Origin of the sequence: Streptomyces sp. BK208 (assembly GCF_004364245.1) — a bacterium.
In the GTDB taxonomy this organism is placed as follows: Bacteria; Actinomycetota; Actinomycetes; order Streptomycetales; family Streptomycetaceae; genus Streptomyces.
Genome location: NZ_SOAV01000013.1, coordinates 99,744 through 117,403, shown reverse-complemented (window position 1 = coordinate 117,403; position 17,660 = coordinate 99,744). Strand labels below are relative to the sequence as shown.

The window sequence follows — 17,660 nt, the reverse complement described above, 5'->3', positions numbered from 1 at the left end:
GGACGTGGGCAGACCGGTCTCTGTGTGCTTTGTCGATCACTTACGGGGTGGAGCATGGTGGGAGCAAGTCGTTCGGTACGGCGTCGCGTGAGGGCCGCAGCGCTGGCCGGGGTGTTGTGCGCCGCTTTGACGGCGTGCGGAGGCAACGGTGCCGAGACGTCCGGGGGCGGTGGCGGGCATGAGCGATCCTCTGGCGGCCCGGTGCACCGGCAGGCGGACCCGGCCACCGTGCTGAGCCGGAAGGAGCAGGTGGAGAACGCTCTTCCGGATCCCGGCGCCATGGGCGGCCTGCAGGGCGTCGGCGCTTCCGTCACTGCTGCGGACGGCCGTCTCGGCTGTCCCAGCGTGCGGGAGTGCAGGGGGAAGTGGTTCGGGCGCGCCAAGTACGCCCTGGGAGGCGACGACACGTACTGCGTCGGCTTTCACCTGACGACCTACACCACCCGGCAGGACGCCAGGGACGGACTGAAGCGGGAGGCCGGCCGGCACCCTGTGTCGCCCAAGCCCGCCGTCGGCAACGAGAGCCTCGCCTACTCCAAGTCGGCAGGCGGTCTGCGGGGCGTGTACCTCACCATGCGGATCGGCACGGTGGTCGCCACCACCTTCGTGGAGGGCGGTGAGGCCGAGCCGATGCTCACCCAGGGAGCGGCCATGTTCGCCCGGCGCATCACCCAGGTCGAGGCCGGGACCAAGGCCACCGCCACCCTCCCCCGGTCCTGACCGGAGACCTTCGCCCCTCGTGCTCCGCGGGCTCGTCCGACGGGGCCCGACGGCCTGCTGGAGCCGACCGGCCGGAAGACCTAGTAGCTGTCGTAGGTGGGCCTGCCGTTCGGGCGGTAGACGCCGACGACGGTGCCGCCCTTCGTCGTCGTCACGCTCACCGGCTCCAGCGCGGTCGGGATCGCCCCGTCGGCGAACAGCCGCTTGCCGGTGCCGATGATCACCGGGTGGACGGTCAGCCGGTACTCGTCGACGAGGTCGTGCCGCATGAGCGTCTGGGCGAGGTCGCCGCTGCCGACGACGTTGATGTCGCCGCCGTCGGTCGCCTTCAGTTCGCGTACGGCATCGGCGGTGTCGCCCGCCAGCAGCGTGGAGTTCTGCCAGTCGACGGACGTCAGGGTCCGGGACGCCACGTACTTGCGCATGCTGTTCATCCGGTCGGTGAACGGGTTGCCCGGATCGGCGGTCGGCCAGTACGACGCGAAGATGTCGTAGGTCTTGCGGCCGAGCAGCATCGCGTCGGAGCCCTCGTACCACCCGGCGATGGCGGCGCCCACCTCGTCGTCGTCCACCGGCTTCTGCCAGCCGCCGTGCTCGAAACCGCTCTCCGCGTCCTCGTCCGGGCCGCCCGGCGCCTGCATGACGCCGTCGAGCGTCAGGAACGTGCAAACAATGACCTTGCGCATGGTGCGCTCCCTTCCTCGACGGGTAGACCGCGAGGCCACCGGAAACTCATCGCGGGAAGCTTCCGGGAAAGGGCGTCACCGAGCTGCCGGCTGCCCGGCGGGCCGCTCAGGGGCGGGGCCGCAGCACTTCCACGGTGCCGGCCTCGGTGTCGTAGCTGCGCAGGGTGACCAGAGCGGCCGCGAGGGGCGGGGACGGCAGCAGCTCGGGGACTTTTCGGTCGGCGAACGCCCCGGCCCGGCGGGTCCGGCCGAGGGTGATGTGCGGGCTCCAGCGACCGGGCTCGTGGAAGGGACTGAGGGTCTGGGCCGGGCTGTCCGAGGCCACCGCCTCCCACACCCGGCGGTGCAGAGCGGCCAGCGCGGCGTCGCGGTCCAGCGCCCAGGCCAGCACCGAGGTGGGTCGCTCGAAGCGCACCACGCCGGTGAAGCGTGCCGGCAGGGGCAGGGAGGCGGCCACCTCGGCCAGCTCCCACCGGATCGGGGCGGTCAGCTCCGGGCAGGCGGCCAGGGTCAGGTGGGGGCGGTTGGTCGGCGAGCGGTGCCGGGCCTGACTGGGCAGTCCCGCGTCGGCGAGCCGCCGCCATGCCTCCAGGACCGCCGACTCCGCCGTCTCGTCCAACAGGAGCTCGACCGTACGCACCGCCGCAGCCTACCTCCGGTCGGCGGACACGTCCGCGACCTCGGCCGAGTGGGTCCGTCCCGCGTCGGCGCGGCTCGCGGGACCGGAGCCGCCGGAAGGGCTCCGGTCCCGCGAGTCGGGCTCACACCCGGTCGGCCGCGATCAGGACGTACTGGAAGGAGCCGTCGCGGTAGGACTCGATGAACGCCTTCTCGATGCCGGTGACCAGCGAGGACGTGGCGCGCAGCTCCCAGTAGGGCAGTGTGTCCGCGGTGAGGTCGACGATGGTGTGCGGCACGAGCCGGTTGTCGGCCATGGCGCGCAGGTACTCGCGGCGTGAGTGGATGTTGCACTCGAAGTGGGCGTTGATCTGGGAGACCCACTTCGACGGCTGGCCGTAGCGGGGATTCCAGCAGCCGGTGATCGTCACGTACCGGCCGCCGGCCTTCAGGAAGCGGGAGTGCTCGGCGAACAGGTCGTGGAGGTCGACGTACATGGTCGACTCGTTGTTCCACGAGGCCGTGATGCTGCCCTTGTCGAAGGGGGTGTCGAGCATGTTGCACACACGGGAGCGCACATGCTCGTCGATGCGCAGGTCACGCGCGCGGCTGTTGCCGAACTCCGCCTGGGTGGCGGACAGCGTGACCCCCTCGACCCGGCAGCCGAAGCGGCGGTGGGCCATGACCATGGAGCCGCCGCGTCCGCAGCCGGCGTCGACGAGGGTGTCGCCGGGGCCGACCGTGCCGAGGTGGTCCATGAGGAACTCCGCCTGTGCCGACTCCAGACGGTGCAGTTCCGCGATGACCTTCTTCTCGTACTCGCTGTGTGCCGGGTCGCCGAGCGCGGCACGGTCCACGGCCCCGATGCCGTAATGGTGGTGGTAGAGCCCGTCCACGTCACCGAGCCGGAGGTTGACCGGCCGTGCCTCGTTGTTCCAGTAGCGGGCGATGTCCTGCTGGTACGGCGTCGCCGGGGACGGGATCTTCGCGACGGCGGTGGAGGAGGTGGATGAGGTGGATGAGGTGGTGGTGGTCTCAGTGGTCACAGATACGTCCGTTCCTTACCAGAAGTCGGGCAGGCTGTAGCGGTAGGTGTTGGTGCGGTGCCAGTCGTGGTTGCCGTCGACCCACGCGGCCACGCCTTTGAGGAAGCGCAGCACGGTGGGCAGGGGGCAGGCCGCGGCGAGCTCGGCCGCGGCTGCCTCGAAGGCGCGCTGGAGTTCGTTGTGGACCTCGATGGCCTTGAGGTAGGCGTCGCGTTCGCAGAGCTGCTCGCGCTCGGCGATCACCACCGGCAGGTTCAGGTGGCGGCCCGGGCTGTCGAGTTCCTTGGTGTACGAGTAGAGGTCGTTGACGATCGTGGTCGCGTTGCCGGCGAGGGCGATGACCCGTTGCATGTCGGGTCGGGCGTGCAGGTCGGCGGGCAGTTCGTAGCCGCCGACGGTGTCGGTGATCGTGGGACAGGGGCGGAAGTTGTTGAACTGGCGCATCGCCAGGTACTCCCACACCTCCGGGAGGTGCCCGGTCTGGGCCCAGGCGGCCTCGGCGAGGTAACCCATGTGCAGCCGGGCCATGTCGTGCCGGTAGCGGTCGGCCTGGGAGTCGGTCGCCGCGCGGACGAAGTAGTCCATCGCGCTGCGGTAGGCGCGGCGCGGGGCGTCCGAGGTGAGCGACTCCCGCCAGGCCGGCGTGTACTGCGCGGTGGTGTGGAAGTGGTCGATCGCCGTGTGGGCGAGGAGGAGGCGACCGCCGAGGCCGACAGGTGACCCGCCGTGGTCCTCGCAGTAGCAGTCGTCCACCGCGTTCTCCGCGACCATCAGGCGGGTGGCGAGCATCAGATGGTCGACGGACGGGGCGTCGGGGTGGCAGCCGACCATGTAGCGGCCGACGGAGAAGCCGTCGAACTGTCCTTCCCACTCCTCGGGATAGAGCCGGACCTCATCCTCGGCCCAGCGCTTGATCCGGCGGCTCACCTCCTCGACGCGCGCGGGGTCGGGCTCCGGGACGGGGTGGTGGTAGAGGCCGGGAACGGCGCGTCCGGCCGCGGGTGTGGCCTGTGCCGGGACCACCGGCTCCGGGTGCTGCTCGTATCTGCCGGCCAGGGCGAGTCCGGTCGTGCCCAGCCCGGTCGGGCCGCGCAGAACCCGCTGGAGAGCGGTGTCGGCCGCATTCGGGGCGGCCGCATCCGGGGCGGACGTGGCCGGCGTGGAGGGGGCGGGTGTCGGGGGCGGCGCCGCGGCGGCGGGCTTCGGGGACGGTGCCGGGCCGGTGACCGTGACCGGCGGGTGCAGTGCCGCCAGGAAGTCGGACACGGTCGGTGCGACCGGGACGCCCGGGGTCGCCGGGGCGGGTGGGTCCGGCACGGCGGTGGGCGGCGTCGGCCCCGGTTCAGGGGGGCGTGGTCCGAGGGGCCGGGAGTCGGGCATCGGCGGCTCCTTGCTGCAGTGGGGTGGAACGCTGGGTGGCGGAGGGGAGGCGTCGAGGGGCGGCCCTGGGGCCGCTCGGGGCCCTCAGCGCGACACGGGGGCGATCTGGACGTTCTCCATCACGCCGAGGGCGTCGGGCAGGAGCACCGCGGCGGAGTAGTAGGTGCTGACGAGGTAGGAGGTGACCGCCTGCTCGTTGATGCCCATGAACCGGACGGACAGGCCCGGTTCGTACTCGTCCGGCAGTCCCGTCTGCCGCAGGCCGATGACGCCCTGGCTCTTCTCACCGGTACGCATCGCGATGATGGAACTGGTCTGTTCCTCGCTGATCGGGATCTTGTTGCAGGGCAGGATGGGGACGCCGCGCCAGGCGGGGACGGACTGTCCGCCGAGGTCGACGTGGTCGGGGTAGAGACCGCAGGCGTTGAGGCCGCGTCCGATGGCGGCGATGGTCCTGGGGTGCGCGAGGAACATCTTGGTGCCGCGCCGACGGCAGAGCAGCTCGTCCATGTCGTCCGGCGTCGGCGGACCGCTGCGGGGCTGGATGCGCTGCTTGAAGTCGACGTTGTGCAGCAGCCCGAACTCCCGGTTGTTGATCAGCTCGTGTTCCTGCCGCTCCCGCAATGCCTCGACGACGAGCCTGAGTTGCTCCGCACTCTGGTCCATCGGGTCGTTGTAGAGGTCCGCGACCCGGGTGTGGATCCTCAGAACGGTCTGGGCGACGGCGAGCTCGTACTCCCGCGGCCGCAGCTCGTAGTCCACGAAGGTGGCGGGCAGTTCCGCCTCGCCGACGTGGCCGGCCTTGACGGCGATCTCCGCCTCTCCGTGCTTGGTCTGCGGCTGCCGTGTACGGGAGCCGACGGCCTCGACATGGGCCCGCAGCTGCGGTGCCGAGGCCTGGACCGCGGTGAAGTCGGCGCGGGAGAGGGTGAGCAGAGTGCCCGAGGTCTCGGCGGTGAAGGTGCAGTCGTGGCGGGCGTCGGGGTCGGTCAGGGCCCTCTCGCCGAAGTGGCCGCCGTCCGCGAGCACCGCGACGGATACCCGCTCGCCGTACTTGCCCTCGGAGGTCTGGCTCACCCGGCCGTGGGCGATGAGGTGGATGCGGTCCGCGGGACTGCCGCGCTCGACGAGGACGTCGCCCGCCGTGAAGTCGAGCTGCGCGCAGCGGTCGGCGAGGGTGCTGAGGACGTCCGTGTCCGTGAAGCCGCGCAGAACGGCCAGTTCGGTGAGCTCCCGGGGGATCACCCGGACCGTGGCGCCGTCCTGGACGAAGTCGATGCGCCCGTCGCCGAGGGTGTGCCGCAGCCTCCGGTTGACCCGGTAGGCGCCGCCCCCTGCCTCGACCCAGGGCAGCATGCGCAGCAACCAGCGGGAGGTGATCTCCTGCATCTGCGGGGCGGACTTGGTGGTGGTGGCGAGGTTGCGGGCGGCGGCGGTGCTCAGGGACTGCTGCGGCGCGTCGGAGCGGGTCTGAGCTTCCGGGAGGCTGTCGACGGACATCGGGAGACGTTCTCCTTGCACGACGGACCGACCGGCGCACGCGGGTGCGTCGACGGGAGACGGAGAGGCGGAGAGGCGTGGGCATCGGGCCGGACGGATCACGGGGATCCGTCCGTGCTCAGAAAGCTAGCCGCTGGAACGGCGGTGTCCGCCGGGGTCACGGCGGGCTTACCTCGAAGCGGTGACAATCGCCCCGATGCGGTTTATCGGTCCCGTGCACGACATCACGCCATCCTCGCCCCGAGGTCCGAGGTCCGAGGTCCGAGGTCCGAGGTCCGAGGTCCGAGGTCCGAGGTCCGAGGTCCGCGGTCGGCCGGCGGCCCGTCGGCGTACGCGTGCCGTGCCGGGCGAGGAGCGAGCCGCCCCGGAGGCCGGACGTGGGCGATGGCGGACCGGGCGGTTCCGGACCCGGCAGCGGCACCGGGCCCCGAACTCCCCGGTCCGGGGCGTCAGTCGGCCTGCGCGCTGCTCCCGCGCACCTCGAGGTGGTGCGGGATCACGATGTCGAGGGGCGGCACCGCCGAGGCCGGGCTGTATATGCGGTCGGCGAGGCACTGGAGGGCCCGCTCGGCGATCTGCCGCTTGTCCGGGACGACCGTCGTCAACGGCGGGTTGGCGTACTGCCCGTCCTCGATGCCGTCGAAGCCCACGACGGCCAGCTCACGCGGCACACTCACGCCTCGCTGGTGCGCCACGTGCAGAGCGCCCAGGGCGAGTTCGTCGGTGAAGGCGAAGACGGCGTCCGGGCGGGTGCCCGCGTCCAGCAGAGCGGTCATCGCTTCCGCTCCGTCCTTGCGGTGCAGCGTCGTCACGGCCTGCTCGAGGGCCCGGTCCGGCTGCAGCCCGGCGCCTCGCAGGGCGTTGCGGTATCCCTCCAGCCGCTGCCGGGCCGTCTCGTTGCGCAGGTGCGGCTGCGGACCGATCGCGGCGATGCGCCTGCGGCCGGAGGCGAGCAGATGGGACGTCGCCTCCTCGGCAGCCAGGACGTTGTCGACGGCGACGCGGTCGGCGAGACCGTGCGGCTGCCGTTCACCGAGGAGGACGACGGGCACGTCACGGGACGTGTTGGTCAGCTCCTCCGGCCCGAGCGCCCACGGGCTGATGATGAGACCGTCGACCAGGCGCCCGCCGGTGCCGTCGAGCAGCCGCCGCTCCGCGTCGGGGTCCCCGAAGGTCTGGTCGATCACGACCGTCCACGAGCGCTCCTGGGCGGCGTGCACGATCTGGCTCGCGAGTTCGCCGAAGTACGGCGAGTAGAGCTCGGGAATGGCCAGGCCGATCAGCCCGGTGCGTCCGGCGCGCAGGTTGCGAGCGGCGACGTTCGGCCGGTAGCCCAGCTCGTCCAGGGCCGCCTGGACCCGCGCCCGTGTCTCCTCGGCCACCGAGCCCGAGCCGCTGACGACGTTGGAAACGGTACGGGTCGACACCCCGGCGAGGGCGGCGACGTCCTTCAGGCGACTGCTCACAGCCGACATCCTCGCATGCCCGGGTAACGGTCACCAGAATCTCCCGGGAAGCTATTGCAACGTCGCATTCAACGTCGCAACATGGTCGCAGTCAGCACAGCGCGAGGAGGCGCACCATGAGCGTGTCTGTTTTTCCCGGTGTCGACGCCGCCGGCCTGGACGTCGACGTGACGGCGGACGTGGCGGCCCTGTACGCGGACGGCATCACCGCGCGCAGGGGCGCCTTCACCCCGCAGTGGGCGGACCGGCTCGGCGAGGACGTCGCCAAGGCGTTCGCGGAGGCCAGGTCCCGGCCCGGCGGCGCGGTGGGCCGTGGACCGAACCGGTACTACGTCGAGATCCATCCCGAGCAGATCAGGGGTTTCGTGGAGCTGGTCGACCACCCCTGGGTGCGTTCCCTGTGCACCGCGGCGCTCGGCCCGGACTACCGGATCGTCGAGCTCGGTTTCGACGTCCCCCTCGAAGGCGCCGTCAACCAGCCCTGGCACCGCGACTTCCCCATGCCCGAGGAGACCCGTCGCGACCGGCGCCTCACCTCGCTCGCCTTCAACGTGACCACGGTCGACACCGAGGAGGACATGGGTCCCTTCGAGATCGCCCCCGGCACGCAGTGGGACGACGACGAGGAGTTCGAGCACGGCATGTTCCCGCCCCGGTCGCACTACGACCGTTATGCGGAGCGAGCGGTACGCAAGTACCCGCGGCGCGGCGACATATCGGCCCGGACGGCGCTGACGATCCACCGCGGCACGACCAACGACTCCGCGAAGTCACGGCCCGTGCTGGTCCTCGGCGTCGACGGGCCGGAGGCGACGAACGGGGACCGGCACGACACGGCCGTCTCCCGCCCGTTCTGGGAAGCACTGCCCGAGCGGGTCCGTCGCCACCTCGACTGCCCGGTCGTGGAGGAGCTCACGCCGGTGACGCAGAAGCACACCATCGAGGGTCTGGTCATGGGCGATGCCTGAGAGCGCCGCCGCGGTGGCCGTCGCCGAGACCAAGGGCACCGCCGCGGGCTCGTCCGGCCGGCAGCCGGCCCAGGTCTACGCGGTGGCGGCGGTGTCCGCCCTCGGTGGTCTGCTCTTCGGCTACGACACGGGCATCATCTCCGGTGCGCTCCTCTACCTCCGCGAGGACCTCGGACTGTCGTCCCGGGGCCAGGAGACGGTGGTGAGCGTGATCCTGGTCGGCGCGATGGCCGGCGCGCTGTGCTCGGGCCGGCTCGCCGGACGCTTCGGGCGCCGCCGGGTGGTCGTCTGGGTCGCGGCGGTCTTCGCGGCCGGCGCCCTGGGAGCCGCTCTGGCGCCGGGTACCGGAACCCTGATCGCGGCACGCTTCGTACTCGGCCTGGCCGTGGGCGGGGCGTCCAACATGGTCCCGGTCTACATCGCGGAGGTCGCACCAGCGGCCATCCGCGGCCGTCTCATGGTGCTGTTCCAACTGATGGTGGCCATCGGCCAGTTGCTCGCCTACCTCTGCGGCTGGTTGTTCGCGGGCAGTGGCGGGTGGCGGATCATGTTCGGGCTCGCCGTCGTCCCGGCGGCCGTACTGGCGGCCGGGATGCTCAGGCTGCCGGAGAGCCCCCGGTGGCTGGTCGAGCACGACCGGGAGGAGCTGGCCGAGTCGGTTCTGCGGCGCCTGCGGCCGAAGGACGCGGATGTCACGGCCGAGATCGCCAGTATCCGCGAGGTCTCCGCCTCCGCTCCCCCGGCCGACCGCCGCGCCCTGACCCGGCCGTGGGTCCGGCCCGCCCTGGTCGTCGCCCTGGGGGTGGCCGCCTTCTCCCAGCTGACCGGTATCAACGCCGTCGTCTACTACGCCCCGACCATGTTGTCCGACGCGGGATTCGGCGACTCCGTCGCGCTTCTGACCGGAATCGGTATCGGAGCGATGCTCGTCGTCGCGGGCGTCACGGGCGCGATCGCCGTGGACTCCCTCGGCCGGCGCCGGACGATGCTGTACTTCGTGCCGCTGTCCGCGCTGGCCATGACGGTACTGGGAGCGGCGTTCCTGATGGACGACTCCCCCGCCCAGCGCTGGACCGTGATCGCGGCACTGTTCGCCTACATCCTCTTCAACGGCATCGGCATGCAGTCGGTCGTGTGGCTCATCGCTCCCGAGATCCTCCCCCTGAGCGTGCGCGGTCCGGCGACGAGTCTCGCCACGCTCACCGTGTGGGGGTTCGACCTGCTGATCGCGGTCACCGCGCTGAGCACCGTCAACGCCATCGGCCGGTCGGGGACGTTCTTCGTCTACGCGGCCATGAACGTCCTGTGCGTGGCCTTCGTCCTCCTGAAGGTGCCCGAGACCCGCAACAAGTCGCTGGAGCAGATCGAGAAGGCCCTGCGCGCGCCCGGCTCGCTGCGGCGCAATCTGACGGCCGGGTCCTGACGCCCGCGTGCGGGAGGGGTGTGGCGGAAACGGCCACCTCCACGCGGAAGGGGGCTGCATCCCCTGTGTCCACCGCGTCCGCCGGGCCGCGGGCGGACTCAGCGGCGCCGGTCGACGACGGCTTCGACGATGGCGACCACCTCCGCGCGGTCGGTGGGCCGCTGGTCGACCGAGTTGTGGATGGAGAGCCCTTCGATCAGGGCGTCGAGGGCGCGTGCGGTGAGCGGGTCGAAGTGTCTGGCCAGCGAGTCCCGGCTCGCTCGCATCCAGGACCGCATGACCGTACGCACCTCGGGGTGACGGGTGGCGAAGGCGTAGAGCTCGTAGCCGAGCAGCAGGTTGCGGTCGGTCCCCCACACCTTGCCGCAGATGATCTCGACGACTGCCTCCTGGGCCTCCTGACGGGTCCTCGCCGCCTCCAGAAGGGCGCCGTAGCGCGTGGAGACGGACTCGGCGTGCCGGGTGAACGCCTCGGTGAGCAGGTGCTGCATGTCGTCGAAGTAGTAGGTGAGCGAACCGAGCGGCACACCCGCCGTCTCGGCGATCCTGCGAAAGGTCACCTTGATGGCGCCGTGCTCGGCGACGACGTCGAGCGCGGCGTCGAGAATGCGTTCGCGGCGCCGGGGGTCGTTGGGGCCGCGGGTGCTGCCTGTCATCGCCGTTGTCCGCCTTGCCTTCCCGGTCTTGTCTTCACTGTCTTGTCTTCACTGTCTCGTCTTCATGGTCTCGTCTTCTCGGCCTTCCGCCCGGTGTGTACATTTGTGCATACTCGGTGGGTGCGCGGAGACGTCGCCTGCCTGTCCCCCATGGTCCCCAACACCGGCGGAGCCCCTCCTTGGACGACCACGCCGTGAGCCGACGCCGTCGGGCACTGTTCCTGTTCTTCTTCCTCAACGGCGTCGTCATGTCCTCCTGGGTCACCCGCACCCCGGACATCCGTGACCGACTGGGCGTTTCCACAGGGCAGATGGGGCTGGTGCTGTTCGGCCTGTCGGTCGGCTCGATGGCCGGCATCCTGTGTTCGGGCCGCCTGGTGTCGCGGTGGGGGACCAGGCCGGTGACGGCAGTGGCCACCCTGATGGTCATCACGAGCGTGGTCGTCGTCGGCGTGGGCACCGCGCTCGCCTCCGCTCCCCTGGTCACGGCGGGGCTGTGCCTGTTCGGCGGCGGGGTCGGGGCGGGCGAGGTCGCGATCAACGTGGACGGTGCGCACGTGGAGCGGATCACCGGCACGGCGGTACTGCCCACGCTCCACGGCTGCTTCAGTCTGGGCACCGTCGTCGGGGGCCTGGCCGGCATGGTCGCGACCGCCGCGGCGTTCCCCGCCCACTGGCATCTGTGGGCCACGGCCGTGGTGGCGGCCGCGATCTTCGCGTACGCCATCGGCGCCGTCCCCGCCGGGACCGGTATGCGCGGCGCACCGCCCGCTTCGGACACCGCGCGGAGTGCGAGGCCGCGGGTGTGGCGGGACAGGAGGCTCCTGATGATCGGGGTCATCGTCCTGGCCATGGCTCTCGCCGAGGGCGCCGCCAACGACTGGCTGCCGCTGCTCATGGTCGACGGCCACGGGCTCGACGCCGCCGTCGGCTCCCTCGTCTACGTGGGGTTCGCCGCCGCGATGACCCTGGGGCGCTTCAGCGGTACGTTCCTCCTCGGTCGCCACAGCCGGGCGACGGTGATACGGGCCAGTGCGATCTCCGGAGCCCTCGGCCTGGCCCTGGTCATCTTCTCCGACAACACCGTCGTGGCCGCGGCCGCCGTGCTGTTCTGGGGACTGGGCGCGTCCTTGGGCTTCCCGGTGGCCCTGTCGGCGGCGGGCGACTCGGGGCCGGACGAGACCGCCCGCGTCGGTCTCGTCGCGACGATCGGTTACCTCGCCTTCCTGGTGGGACCGCCCACCCTCGGCTTCCTGGGCGACCACTACGGCCTGCGGTCGGCGATGGTCGTGGTGCTGGCGTTCGTCGCCACGGCAACCCTGGCCGCCCCTGCCGCCGGCCGCCACACGTCGCACCGCTCCCGAAGCGACATCGGGGCCCCCGCGGAAGCGGCCGCGAAACAACCGGTCCGCAGCACGCGCACCGAGGAATGACCCTGCACCGCTGAACCGTCGGTCAGGCGTCCGCGATCCGCGCCCGGCACATCGGGGTCACCGGGGCACCCTCGTCCCGCGACCGACGGCGAGCACGCTGCGGAAGGGACAGGCGACGAGCAGCGCGGTCGCGACGAGCAGGGCACTGACCCACAGGGGCCCGAGATCTCCGAGGGAGGTGTCGAGGGAGGCCGCCGCGACGAGCGGTCCGAGCGCGGCGCCGGTGTTGAGGGCCGCGGTCGCGTACGAACCGCCCATGGTGGGTGCTCCCGCCGCCTCGTAGAGGACCCGCGTGATCAGGGTGCTGCCGAGCGCGAACGACAGCGCGCCCTGCAGGAACACGAGGGCGAACAGAGCGGCCGGCCGGTCGGACAGCACGGCCAGGGCCGGCCAGCCGAGGAGGAGCAGCGGACCGCCGCAGGTGACGACCAGACCGGGGCGGGTGTCCGACACCCTTCCGGCGACGGTGATGCCGACGAAGGAACCGAGGCCGAAGAGCACCAGGGCGACCGGGATCCAGAGGTCTCCCAGGCCTGCGGTGTCGGTCACGACGGGGGCGAGGAAGGTGAAACTCGCGAAGGTCGCCGCGTTCACCAGGGCGCCGAGCAGCATCACGAGGCCCAGACGCGGGCTCCTGAGCTGCCGGAGTTCCGCTCGCAGGGCCGGCCGGTGCGGCGCGTCGTCCGGGACGGGGTCTGCCGGGACGCCTTTGAGGATGCCGATGGCCGCGGGCAGGCAGAGGGCCGCGACGACCCAGAAGGTGGCTCGCCAGCCGAGCATGGTGCCGACCACCGACCCGGCCGGGACCCCGGCGATCGTGGCCGCCGTCGTTCCGGACAGCAGCACCGCCAGCGCGCGCCCCTTCCTGTCCGCTGCCACCAGCCGGGCGGCCGTGGTCAGTGCCACGGCGACGAAGCCCGCGTTGGCGAGCGCCGCGACGATCCGGGTGGCGAACAGGACGGGAAAGTGCGTGGTGGTGGCGCCCAGCGCGTGCGCCGCGGCGAAGACGAGGACGAATCCGAGGAGAGCGGACCGCGCGGGCCGGTTGCGGGCGAGCCCGGCCACCAGGGGTGCGCCGACGACCATGCCGAGTGCGAAGGCCGAGGTGAGCGAGCCCGCCGTCCCGACCGTCACGTGGAGGTCGCGGGCGATGCCGGGCAGGAGGGCGGCGAGCATGAATTCGGAGGTGCCCATGGCGAAGACGGCCAGGGCGAGCAGGTACAGCGGAAGAGGCATCGAGTGGCTCCGAGGCGATGAGAAACAGCGAGGAAGGCGTTCTCGTCACCGCGGTCAGCACCCACGGGCCACCCACGGGCACCGGCGTCCGGCCGCGGTGCGCGACGGGACGGCAGGGCTACGGAGTCAGTGGTGCAGGGGGCTGACGGCGTGACCGAAAGCCCCCACCCTGGATGCTTCGGGGCTCGACATGCTCCGCACGCTACCCGAACGACGCCCGACGGCGCACGCCGGTATGTTCCGCCCATGGCCGGTGACTGGCGGGCGGATCGGATCGGGACGGCGCTGCGGGGCGAGAACCCCACCGTGCTGCGGCGGTTGACGGCAGGGTTCGCGGTGATCGGGGACGTCCAGTTCCTGCCCGGCTACTCGGTCCTGCTCGTGGACGAACCGGATGTGCAGCGGCTGTCGGACCTGCCGAGGGCGAAGCGGCTGTCCTTCCTGTCGGACATGGACCAGCTCGGTGAGGCGGTCGAGCGTGCCTGTCGGCGGCTGGACCCCGCCTTCCGCCGGGTCAACCTGGAGATCCTGGGGAACACCGATCCGTTCCTGCACGCGCACGTGTGGCCGCGGTTCGCGTGGGAGCCCGCCGATGTGGTGGGCAAGCCCGTGTGGCTCCACCCGCCCGAGCGGTGGAGCGACAGCCGGTTCAGGCTCGGTCCGCAACACGACGTACTGCGGGACGCGATCGGCGGTGAACTGGACCGGCTGCGACGGTGAGCCGCCTCGGGTCCGGCGGCATGACGGCCTCCGGACGGCCCGCCCGGCCGGAAGGAGCCGCGGCGGATCCGACGGAGTCGGTCCAGGCCCGCCGCGAACGGCGGTTGGGCACCGTCTCGGCCCTGCGCAGCCTGCCGGACGTCCGACCTCCCCGAGGGCCCGGACACCTCCCCCGGGAGCCGGCGCGGCGGCGTTGTCCGAGGTCTGGACAGCCACCGACGGACGTGTTGTCATTCCGCTGTCAAGAATTTCCAACGTTGGAAGAATCGTCGTCCGGCGCCTGCCCAGCCGGTGCCGCCGCCTGCCGAAAGGCCCCGGGACGGGGCCCTTGCGCGAGGAAGGTTCGATGAGACAAAGACACACCCGCCCAAGAGCGAAAGCCTGGGCCCTGCTCACCGCCGCGGCCCTGGCACTCCCCACCACCGGCCTGGTGACCGGCACTTCGGCCGCCGCGGTGCCCACCGGTACGGCGGCCACCGCGTCGGAACAGGCCGCCGTCGCGGTGCACGGTCTCAAGGGCGAGTACTTCAGCATGTCGGCGCCGGGCGCACGGGACTTCGCGCAGCTGGGCGGCACCCTGCTGGACCCGCAGATCAACTTCTCCGGGCTGACCGGCGTCTTCCAGGAACTGACCGGCCGGACGGAACACACCACCGCCCGCTGGACCGGGCAGCTCGAAGCACCGGCCACCGGTGACTACACCTTCTACGCCAGCGGAGACAACGGCTTCCGGCTCTTCGTCGACGGCGAACCGGTCATCGATCACTGGGAGCCCGACTGGGACAACGAGCAGACCAGTGCGCCGGTCAGGCTGGCCGCCGGTGAGAAGCACGACTTCCGCCTGGAGATGTTCCAGGACACCGGCGGGGCCAACATGTTCCTGCGCTGGTCGACCCCGACCCTGCCCAGGCAGGCCGTTCCCATGTCGGCGTTCACACCGCCGGACGGGTTCGAGGTCTACCCGGTCGAGCCGTCGGTCCCGGAGAACGGCCGGCAGGTGCGGGCCCGGTTCGAGGGCAGCGTCCGCGGCGCCGGCAAGGCGCTGGCGGACCACCTGGAGATCGAGGCCGACACCACCCCGATGCCGATCGACTCGGTCTCGGTGGCCCCGGGGGACCGCAACACCCTGCTGGTCACCCTCGGGGAGCCGATCCAGAAGGGCCAGCAGGTCCGGGTGGCCTACGACGGCGAGGGCGGGCTGACCTCCGGCGGCGAGACCGTGCCGGACATCCACCGCTACGCGCAGAACGACTCCGCTCACCGGCTCACCACCATGTGGGGCGACCGGCTCGACGAGAGGCACCCGCTGCCGGAGTACCCGCGCCCGCAGCAGGTGCGTGCCAAGTGGAAGAACCTGAACGGGCCCTGGCAGTTCGCCGCCGCGAAAGCCGGCGAACCGCCGGTCTTCGGCAAGGATCTCGACGAGAGGATCGTCGTGCCGTTCCCGGTCGAGTCCCAGCTCTCCGGGATCGAGCGGCACGAGGACCACATGTTCTACCGCAAGCTCGTCGACGTGCCCGGGAGCTGGAAGGTCGGCAAGGGTGGCAAGGGCCAGCGGCTGAAGCTCAACTTCGGCGCCGTGGACTACGAGGCCGCCGTCTGGGTCAACGGCAGGAAGGTCGCCGAACACACCGGCGGCTACAACGCGTTCAGCGCCGACGTCACCGACGCACTCAAGGACAAGGGACCGCAGGAGATCGTCGTCGCGGTCACCGACACCGGTGGCGCCGACCAGCCGATGGGCAAGCAGTCCCGGAACCCGGGGGGCATCTTCTACACCCAGTCGTCGGGAATCTGGCAGACGGTGTGGATGGAGCCGGTCGCCCGCACCTCCGTCGACGACGTGGTCACGACCCCCGACATCGACTCCGGCAGTCTCGCGGTGACCGTCGAGTCCGAGGGCGCCTCCCCCGAGGCGCGCGTCGAGGCCGTCGCCCGTGACAAGCGCGGCAAGGTCGTCGGCCGGGTGCGCGGGCCCGCCAACGAGGAGCTGCGGCTGCCGGTGGCGAAGCAGCACCTGTGGAGCCCGGACGACCCCTACCTGTACGACCTCGACGTCGAACTCACCGACGGCAGGTCCACCGACAAGGTCGGCAGCTACTTCGGCATGCGCGAGGTAGGCGTCGAGAAGGTCGGCGGATACCAGAAGCTGGTGCTGAACGGGAAGCCCGTCTTCTCGCTCGCCACACTCGACCAGGGCTTCTGGCCCGACGGCCTGTACACGGCCCCCAGCGACGAGGCACTCGCCTTCGACCTGAAGGCGCACAAGGAACTGGGCTTCAACTCCGTGCGCAAGCACATCAAGGTGGAGCCGGCCCGGTGGTTCTACCACGCGGACCGCCTGGGCCTGCTGGTCTGGCAGGACTTCGTCTCCGGGAACATCACCGGCACGAGCGGGCAGAAGGCCTTCGTCGACCAGGGCATGGAGGCGATGCGGCAGCACCACGACTCCCCCGCCGTCATCGGCAACATCGTCTTCAACGAGGGCTGGGGCGAGTGGGACCGCGAGGAGAGCGGCCGTATCGCCGAGGCCGTCAAGGCCGCCGATCCGTCCCGTGTCGTCAACGCCCACAGCGGTGTGAACTGCTGCAACTCCAAGGGCGACTCGGGCAAGGGCGACATCGTCGACCACCACGACTACAACAACGAGGACCCGCCGTTCCCCGACCACCGTGCCGCGTTCGACGGTGAGCACGGCGGCTTCACGCTGCGCACACCGGGGCACATGTGGCCGGGCGCCCCGACCGTGATCTACAGCGGCGTCGCCGACAAGGAGGCGCTGACCCGCAAGTACGTCGAGAACACCGAGAAGTTCTACCTGGAACAGGCCGGCGCCGAGCTGTCGGGCTCGGTGTACACGCAGATCACCGACCTGGAGAACGAGCTCAACGGCCTGTACACGTACGACCGCCGGGAGATCAAGGTCGACCCTGACCGGGTGCGTGAGGTCAACCGCAGGGTCCTGGCGGCCGGCGCCGCCGCGGGTGAGCGGCCGGAGCTGAAGGGCGGCGGGCACTGGGCCCTCGACGAGGGCGCCGGCACCACCGCGCGGGACGACGGCCCGAACTCCAGGCCTCTGCGGCTCTCCGAGGGCACCACCTGGACGCCCGGTGTCAGCGGCAGCGCGCTGAAGTTCGACGGTCAGGGGCAGTCCGCCGAGACGGACGGCCCCGTGCTCGACACCACCGGAAGCTACTCGGTCTCCGCCTGGGTGAGGCTCGACGCGCTCCCCGGCAACTACGCCACCGCCGTGAGCCAGGACGGCCGGTTCCGGGCGAGCCCGTTCTACCTGCAGTACGGCCAGGGCGCCTTCGCCTTCAGCACGCCCGGCGAGCACCGTGCCCGGCTGGTCACCACCCCGGAGACGGGCCGCTGGTACCACCTCGTCGGGGTACGCGACGGCGGGAACGACGAGATCGCGCTGTATGTAGACGGGCAGTTGGCGGCGACCGCGGCCGGCGGCGCGAACTACGTCGGTTCCGGGCCGCTCGCGGTCGGTCGCGCCCAGTGGAACGGAGACGACACCGACTTCTGGAACGGCGCGGTCGACGAGGTCCACGCCTACGACCGGGCACTCACCGCCGAGGAGGTGAGCACGCTCCACGCGCAGGAGAAGCCGTAGCCCGGGCTCCGGTGACGGTCCCGGCGAGTGCCGATCGGCGCACTCGCCGGGACCGCGTGTTTCCGGGACCAGGGCACGGCGACGCCCGCACGGACCCCCGACCCGGGTGCCGCACTACACGACGCTGGAGCCTCACCACGCTGCCTGCTCACGGCACACGGCACTACGAGCACACGGCACCACCGG

The 17,660-nt window shown here is 71.4% G+C and carries 14 protein-coding genes; 6 read left to right on the top strand and 8 right to left on the bottom strand.

Annotated features, from left to right (window positions below; translation table 11 throughout):
• Positions 1-249: 249 nt before the first annotated feature.
• Entirely contained in the window at positions 250-720 is a 471-nt protein-coding gene (locus EV562_RS35725; RefSeq protein WP_133889706.1) for a hypothetical protein, read from the top strand.
• A gap of 80 nt (positions 721-800) precedes the next feature.
• On the opposite strand, the gene EV562_RS28325 is transcribed toward EV562_RS35725, so the two are convergent.
• The 6 genes from EV562_RS28325 to EV562_RS28300 form a co-directional block, all read right to left on the bottom strand.
• Positions 801-1,406 carry a dihydrofolate reductase family protein gene (locus EV562_RS28325; RefSeq protein WP_133889705.1) on the bottom strand — a complete coding sequence of 202 codons (606 nt, stop codon included), beginning with the start codon at positions 1,404-1,406 and terminating at the stop codon, positions 801-803.
• 106 nt (positions 1,407-1,512) lie between these two features.
• Complete coding sequence (locus EV562_RS28320; RefSeq protein ID WP_133889704.1) at positions 1,513-2,046, bottom strand: 2'-5' RNA ligase family protein; 534 nt, start codon at positions 2,044-2,046, stop codon at positions 1,513-1,515.
• Positions 2,047-2,167: 121 nt separating this feature from the next.
• The gene (locus EV562_RS28315) at positions 2,168-3,070 is read right to left on the bottom strand and encodes a geranyl diphosphate 2-C-methyltransferase (protein ID WP_133889703.1); all 903 of its coding nucleotides are present in this window, start codon (positions 3,068-3,070) and stop codon (positions 2,168-2,170) included.
• 15 nt (positions 3,071-3,085) lie between these two features.
• Positions 3,086-4,450, bottom strand: coding sequence for a family 2 encapsulin nanocompartment cargo protein terpene cyclase (locus EV562_RS28310; RefSeq protein WP_133889702.1), 1,365 nt, complete (start codon positions 4,448-4,450; stop codon positions 3,086-3,088).
• Positions 4,451-4,534: 84 nt separating this feature from the next.
• Positions 4,535-5,950 (bottom strand): family 2B encapsulin nanocompartment shell protein, encoded by a 1,416-nt coding sequence (locus EV562_RS28305; protein ID WP_133889701.1) that lies wholly within the window; start codon positions 5,948-5,950, stop codon positions 4,535-4,537.
• 449 nt (positions 5,951-6,399) lie between these two features.
• Positions 6,400-7,416, bottom strand: a complete 1,017-nt coding sequence (locus EV562_RS28300) for a LacI family DNA-binding transcriptional regulator (protein WP_133889700.1) — start codon at positions 7,414-7,416, stop codon at positions 6,400-6,402.
• A gap of 116 nt (positions 7,417-7,532) precedes the next feature.
• On the opposite strand from EV562_RS28300, the gene EV562_RS28295 reads away from it, so the two are divergent.
• On the top strand, positions 7,533-8,384 hold the full coding sequence (locus EV562_RS28295; RefSeq protein ID WP_133889699.1) for a phytanoyl-CoA dioxygenase family protein: 852 nt from the start codon (positions 7,533-7,535) through the stop codon (positions 8,382-8,384).
• On the top strand, positions 8,377-9,807 hold the full coding sequence (locus tag EV562_RS28290; RefSeq protein ID WP_133889698.1) for a sugar porter family MFS transporter: 1,431 nt from the start codon (positions 8,377-8,379) through the stop codon (positions 9,805-9,807). Before EV562_RS28295 ends, EV562_RS28290 begins: the two co-directional genes overlap by 8 nt.
• Before the next feature lie 98 nt (positions 9,808-9,905).
• On the opposite strand, the gene EV562_RS28285 is transcribed toward EV562_RS28290, so the two are convergent.
• On the bottom strand, positions 9,906-10,463 hold the full coding sequence (locus EV562_RS28285; RefSeq protein WP_133889697.1) for a TetR family transcriptional regulator: 558 nt from the start codon (positions 10,461-10,463) through the stop codon (positions 9,906-9,908).
• 137 nt (positions 10,464-10,600) lie between these two features.
• Between EV562_RS28285 and EV562_RS28280 the strand changes: the two genes are divergently transcribed.
• Positions 10,601-11,896, top strand: a complete 1,296-nt coding sequence (locus tag EV562_RS28280) for an MFS transporter (RefSeq protein ID WP_347877080.1) — start codon at positions 10,601-10,603, stop codon at positions 11,894-11,896.
• A gap of 57 nt (positions 11,897-11,953) precedes the next feature.
• Here the strand turns inward: EV562_RS28280 and EV562_RS28275 are convergent, their stop codons facing one another.
• Entirely contained in the window at positions 11,954-13,132 is a 1,179-nt protein-coding gene (locus EV562_RS28275; RefSeq protein WP_133889695.1) for a Cmx/CmrA family chloramphenicol efflux MFS transporter, read from the bottom strand.
• Positions 13,133-13,378: 246 nt separating this feature from the next.
• Here EV562_RS28275 and EV562_RS28270 point away from each other — a divergent pair, with 246 nt between their 5' ends.
• Positions 13,379-13,852 carry a diadenosine tetraphosphate hydrolase gene (locus EV562_RS28270; RefSeq protein ID WP_133889694.1) on the top strand — a complete coding sequence of 158 codons (474 nt, stop codon included), beginning with the start codon at positions 13,379-13,381 and terminating at the stop codon, positions 13,850-13,852.
• Between the two features lie 346 nt (positions 13,853-14,198).
• Entirely contained in the window at positions 14,199-17,474 is a 3,276-nt protein-coding gene (locus EV562_RS28265) for a LamG-like jellyroll fold domain-containing protein (protein WP_133889693.1), read from the top strand.
• The last annotated feature ends 186 nt before the right edge of the window (positions 17,475-17,660 follow it).

Bases quoted from the DNA above. Each gene is read 5' to 3' on its own strand.
- EV562_RS28275 (WP_133889695.1), bottom strand. From the start codon at position 13,132: ATGCCTCTTCCGCTGTACCTGCTCGCCCTGGCCGTCTTCGCCATGGGC.
- EV562_RS28310 (WP_133889702.1), bottom strand. From the start codon at position 4,450: ATGCCCGACTCCCGGCCCCTCGGACCACGCCCCCCTGAACCGGGGCCG.
- EV562_RS28295 (WP_133889699.1), top strand. From the start codon at position 7,533: ATGAGCGTGTCTGTTTTTCCCGGTGTCGACGCCGCCGGCCTGGACGTC.
- EV562_RS28265 (WP_133889693.1), top strand. From the start codon at position 14,199: ATGAGACAAAGACACACCCGCCCAAGAGCGAAAGCCTGGGCCCTGCTC.
- EV562_RS28285 (WP_133889697.1), bottom strand. From the start codon at position 10,463: ATGACAGGCAGCACCCGCGGCCCCAACGACCCCCGGCGCCGCGAACGC.
- EV562_RS28270 (WP_133889694.1), top strand. From the start codon at position 13,379: ATGGCCGGTGACTGGCGGGCGGATCGGATCGGGACGGCGCTGCGGGGC.
- EV562_RS28305 (WP_133889701.1), bottom strand. From the start codon at position 5,950: ATGTCCGTCGACAGCCTCCCGGAAGCTCAGACCCGCTCCGACGCGCCG.
- EV562_RS28290 (WP_133889698.1), top strand. From the start codon at position 8,377: ATGCCTGAGAGCGCCGCCGCGGTGGCCGTCGCCGAGACCAAGGGCACC.
- EV562_RS28325 (WP_133889705.1), bottom strand. From the start codon at position 1,406: ATGCGCAAGGTCATTGTTTGCACGTTCCTGACGCTCGACGGCGTCATG.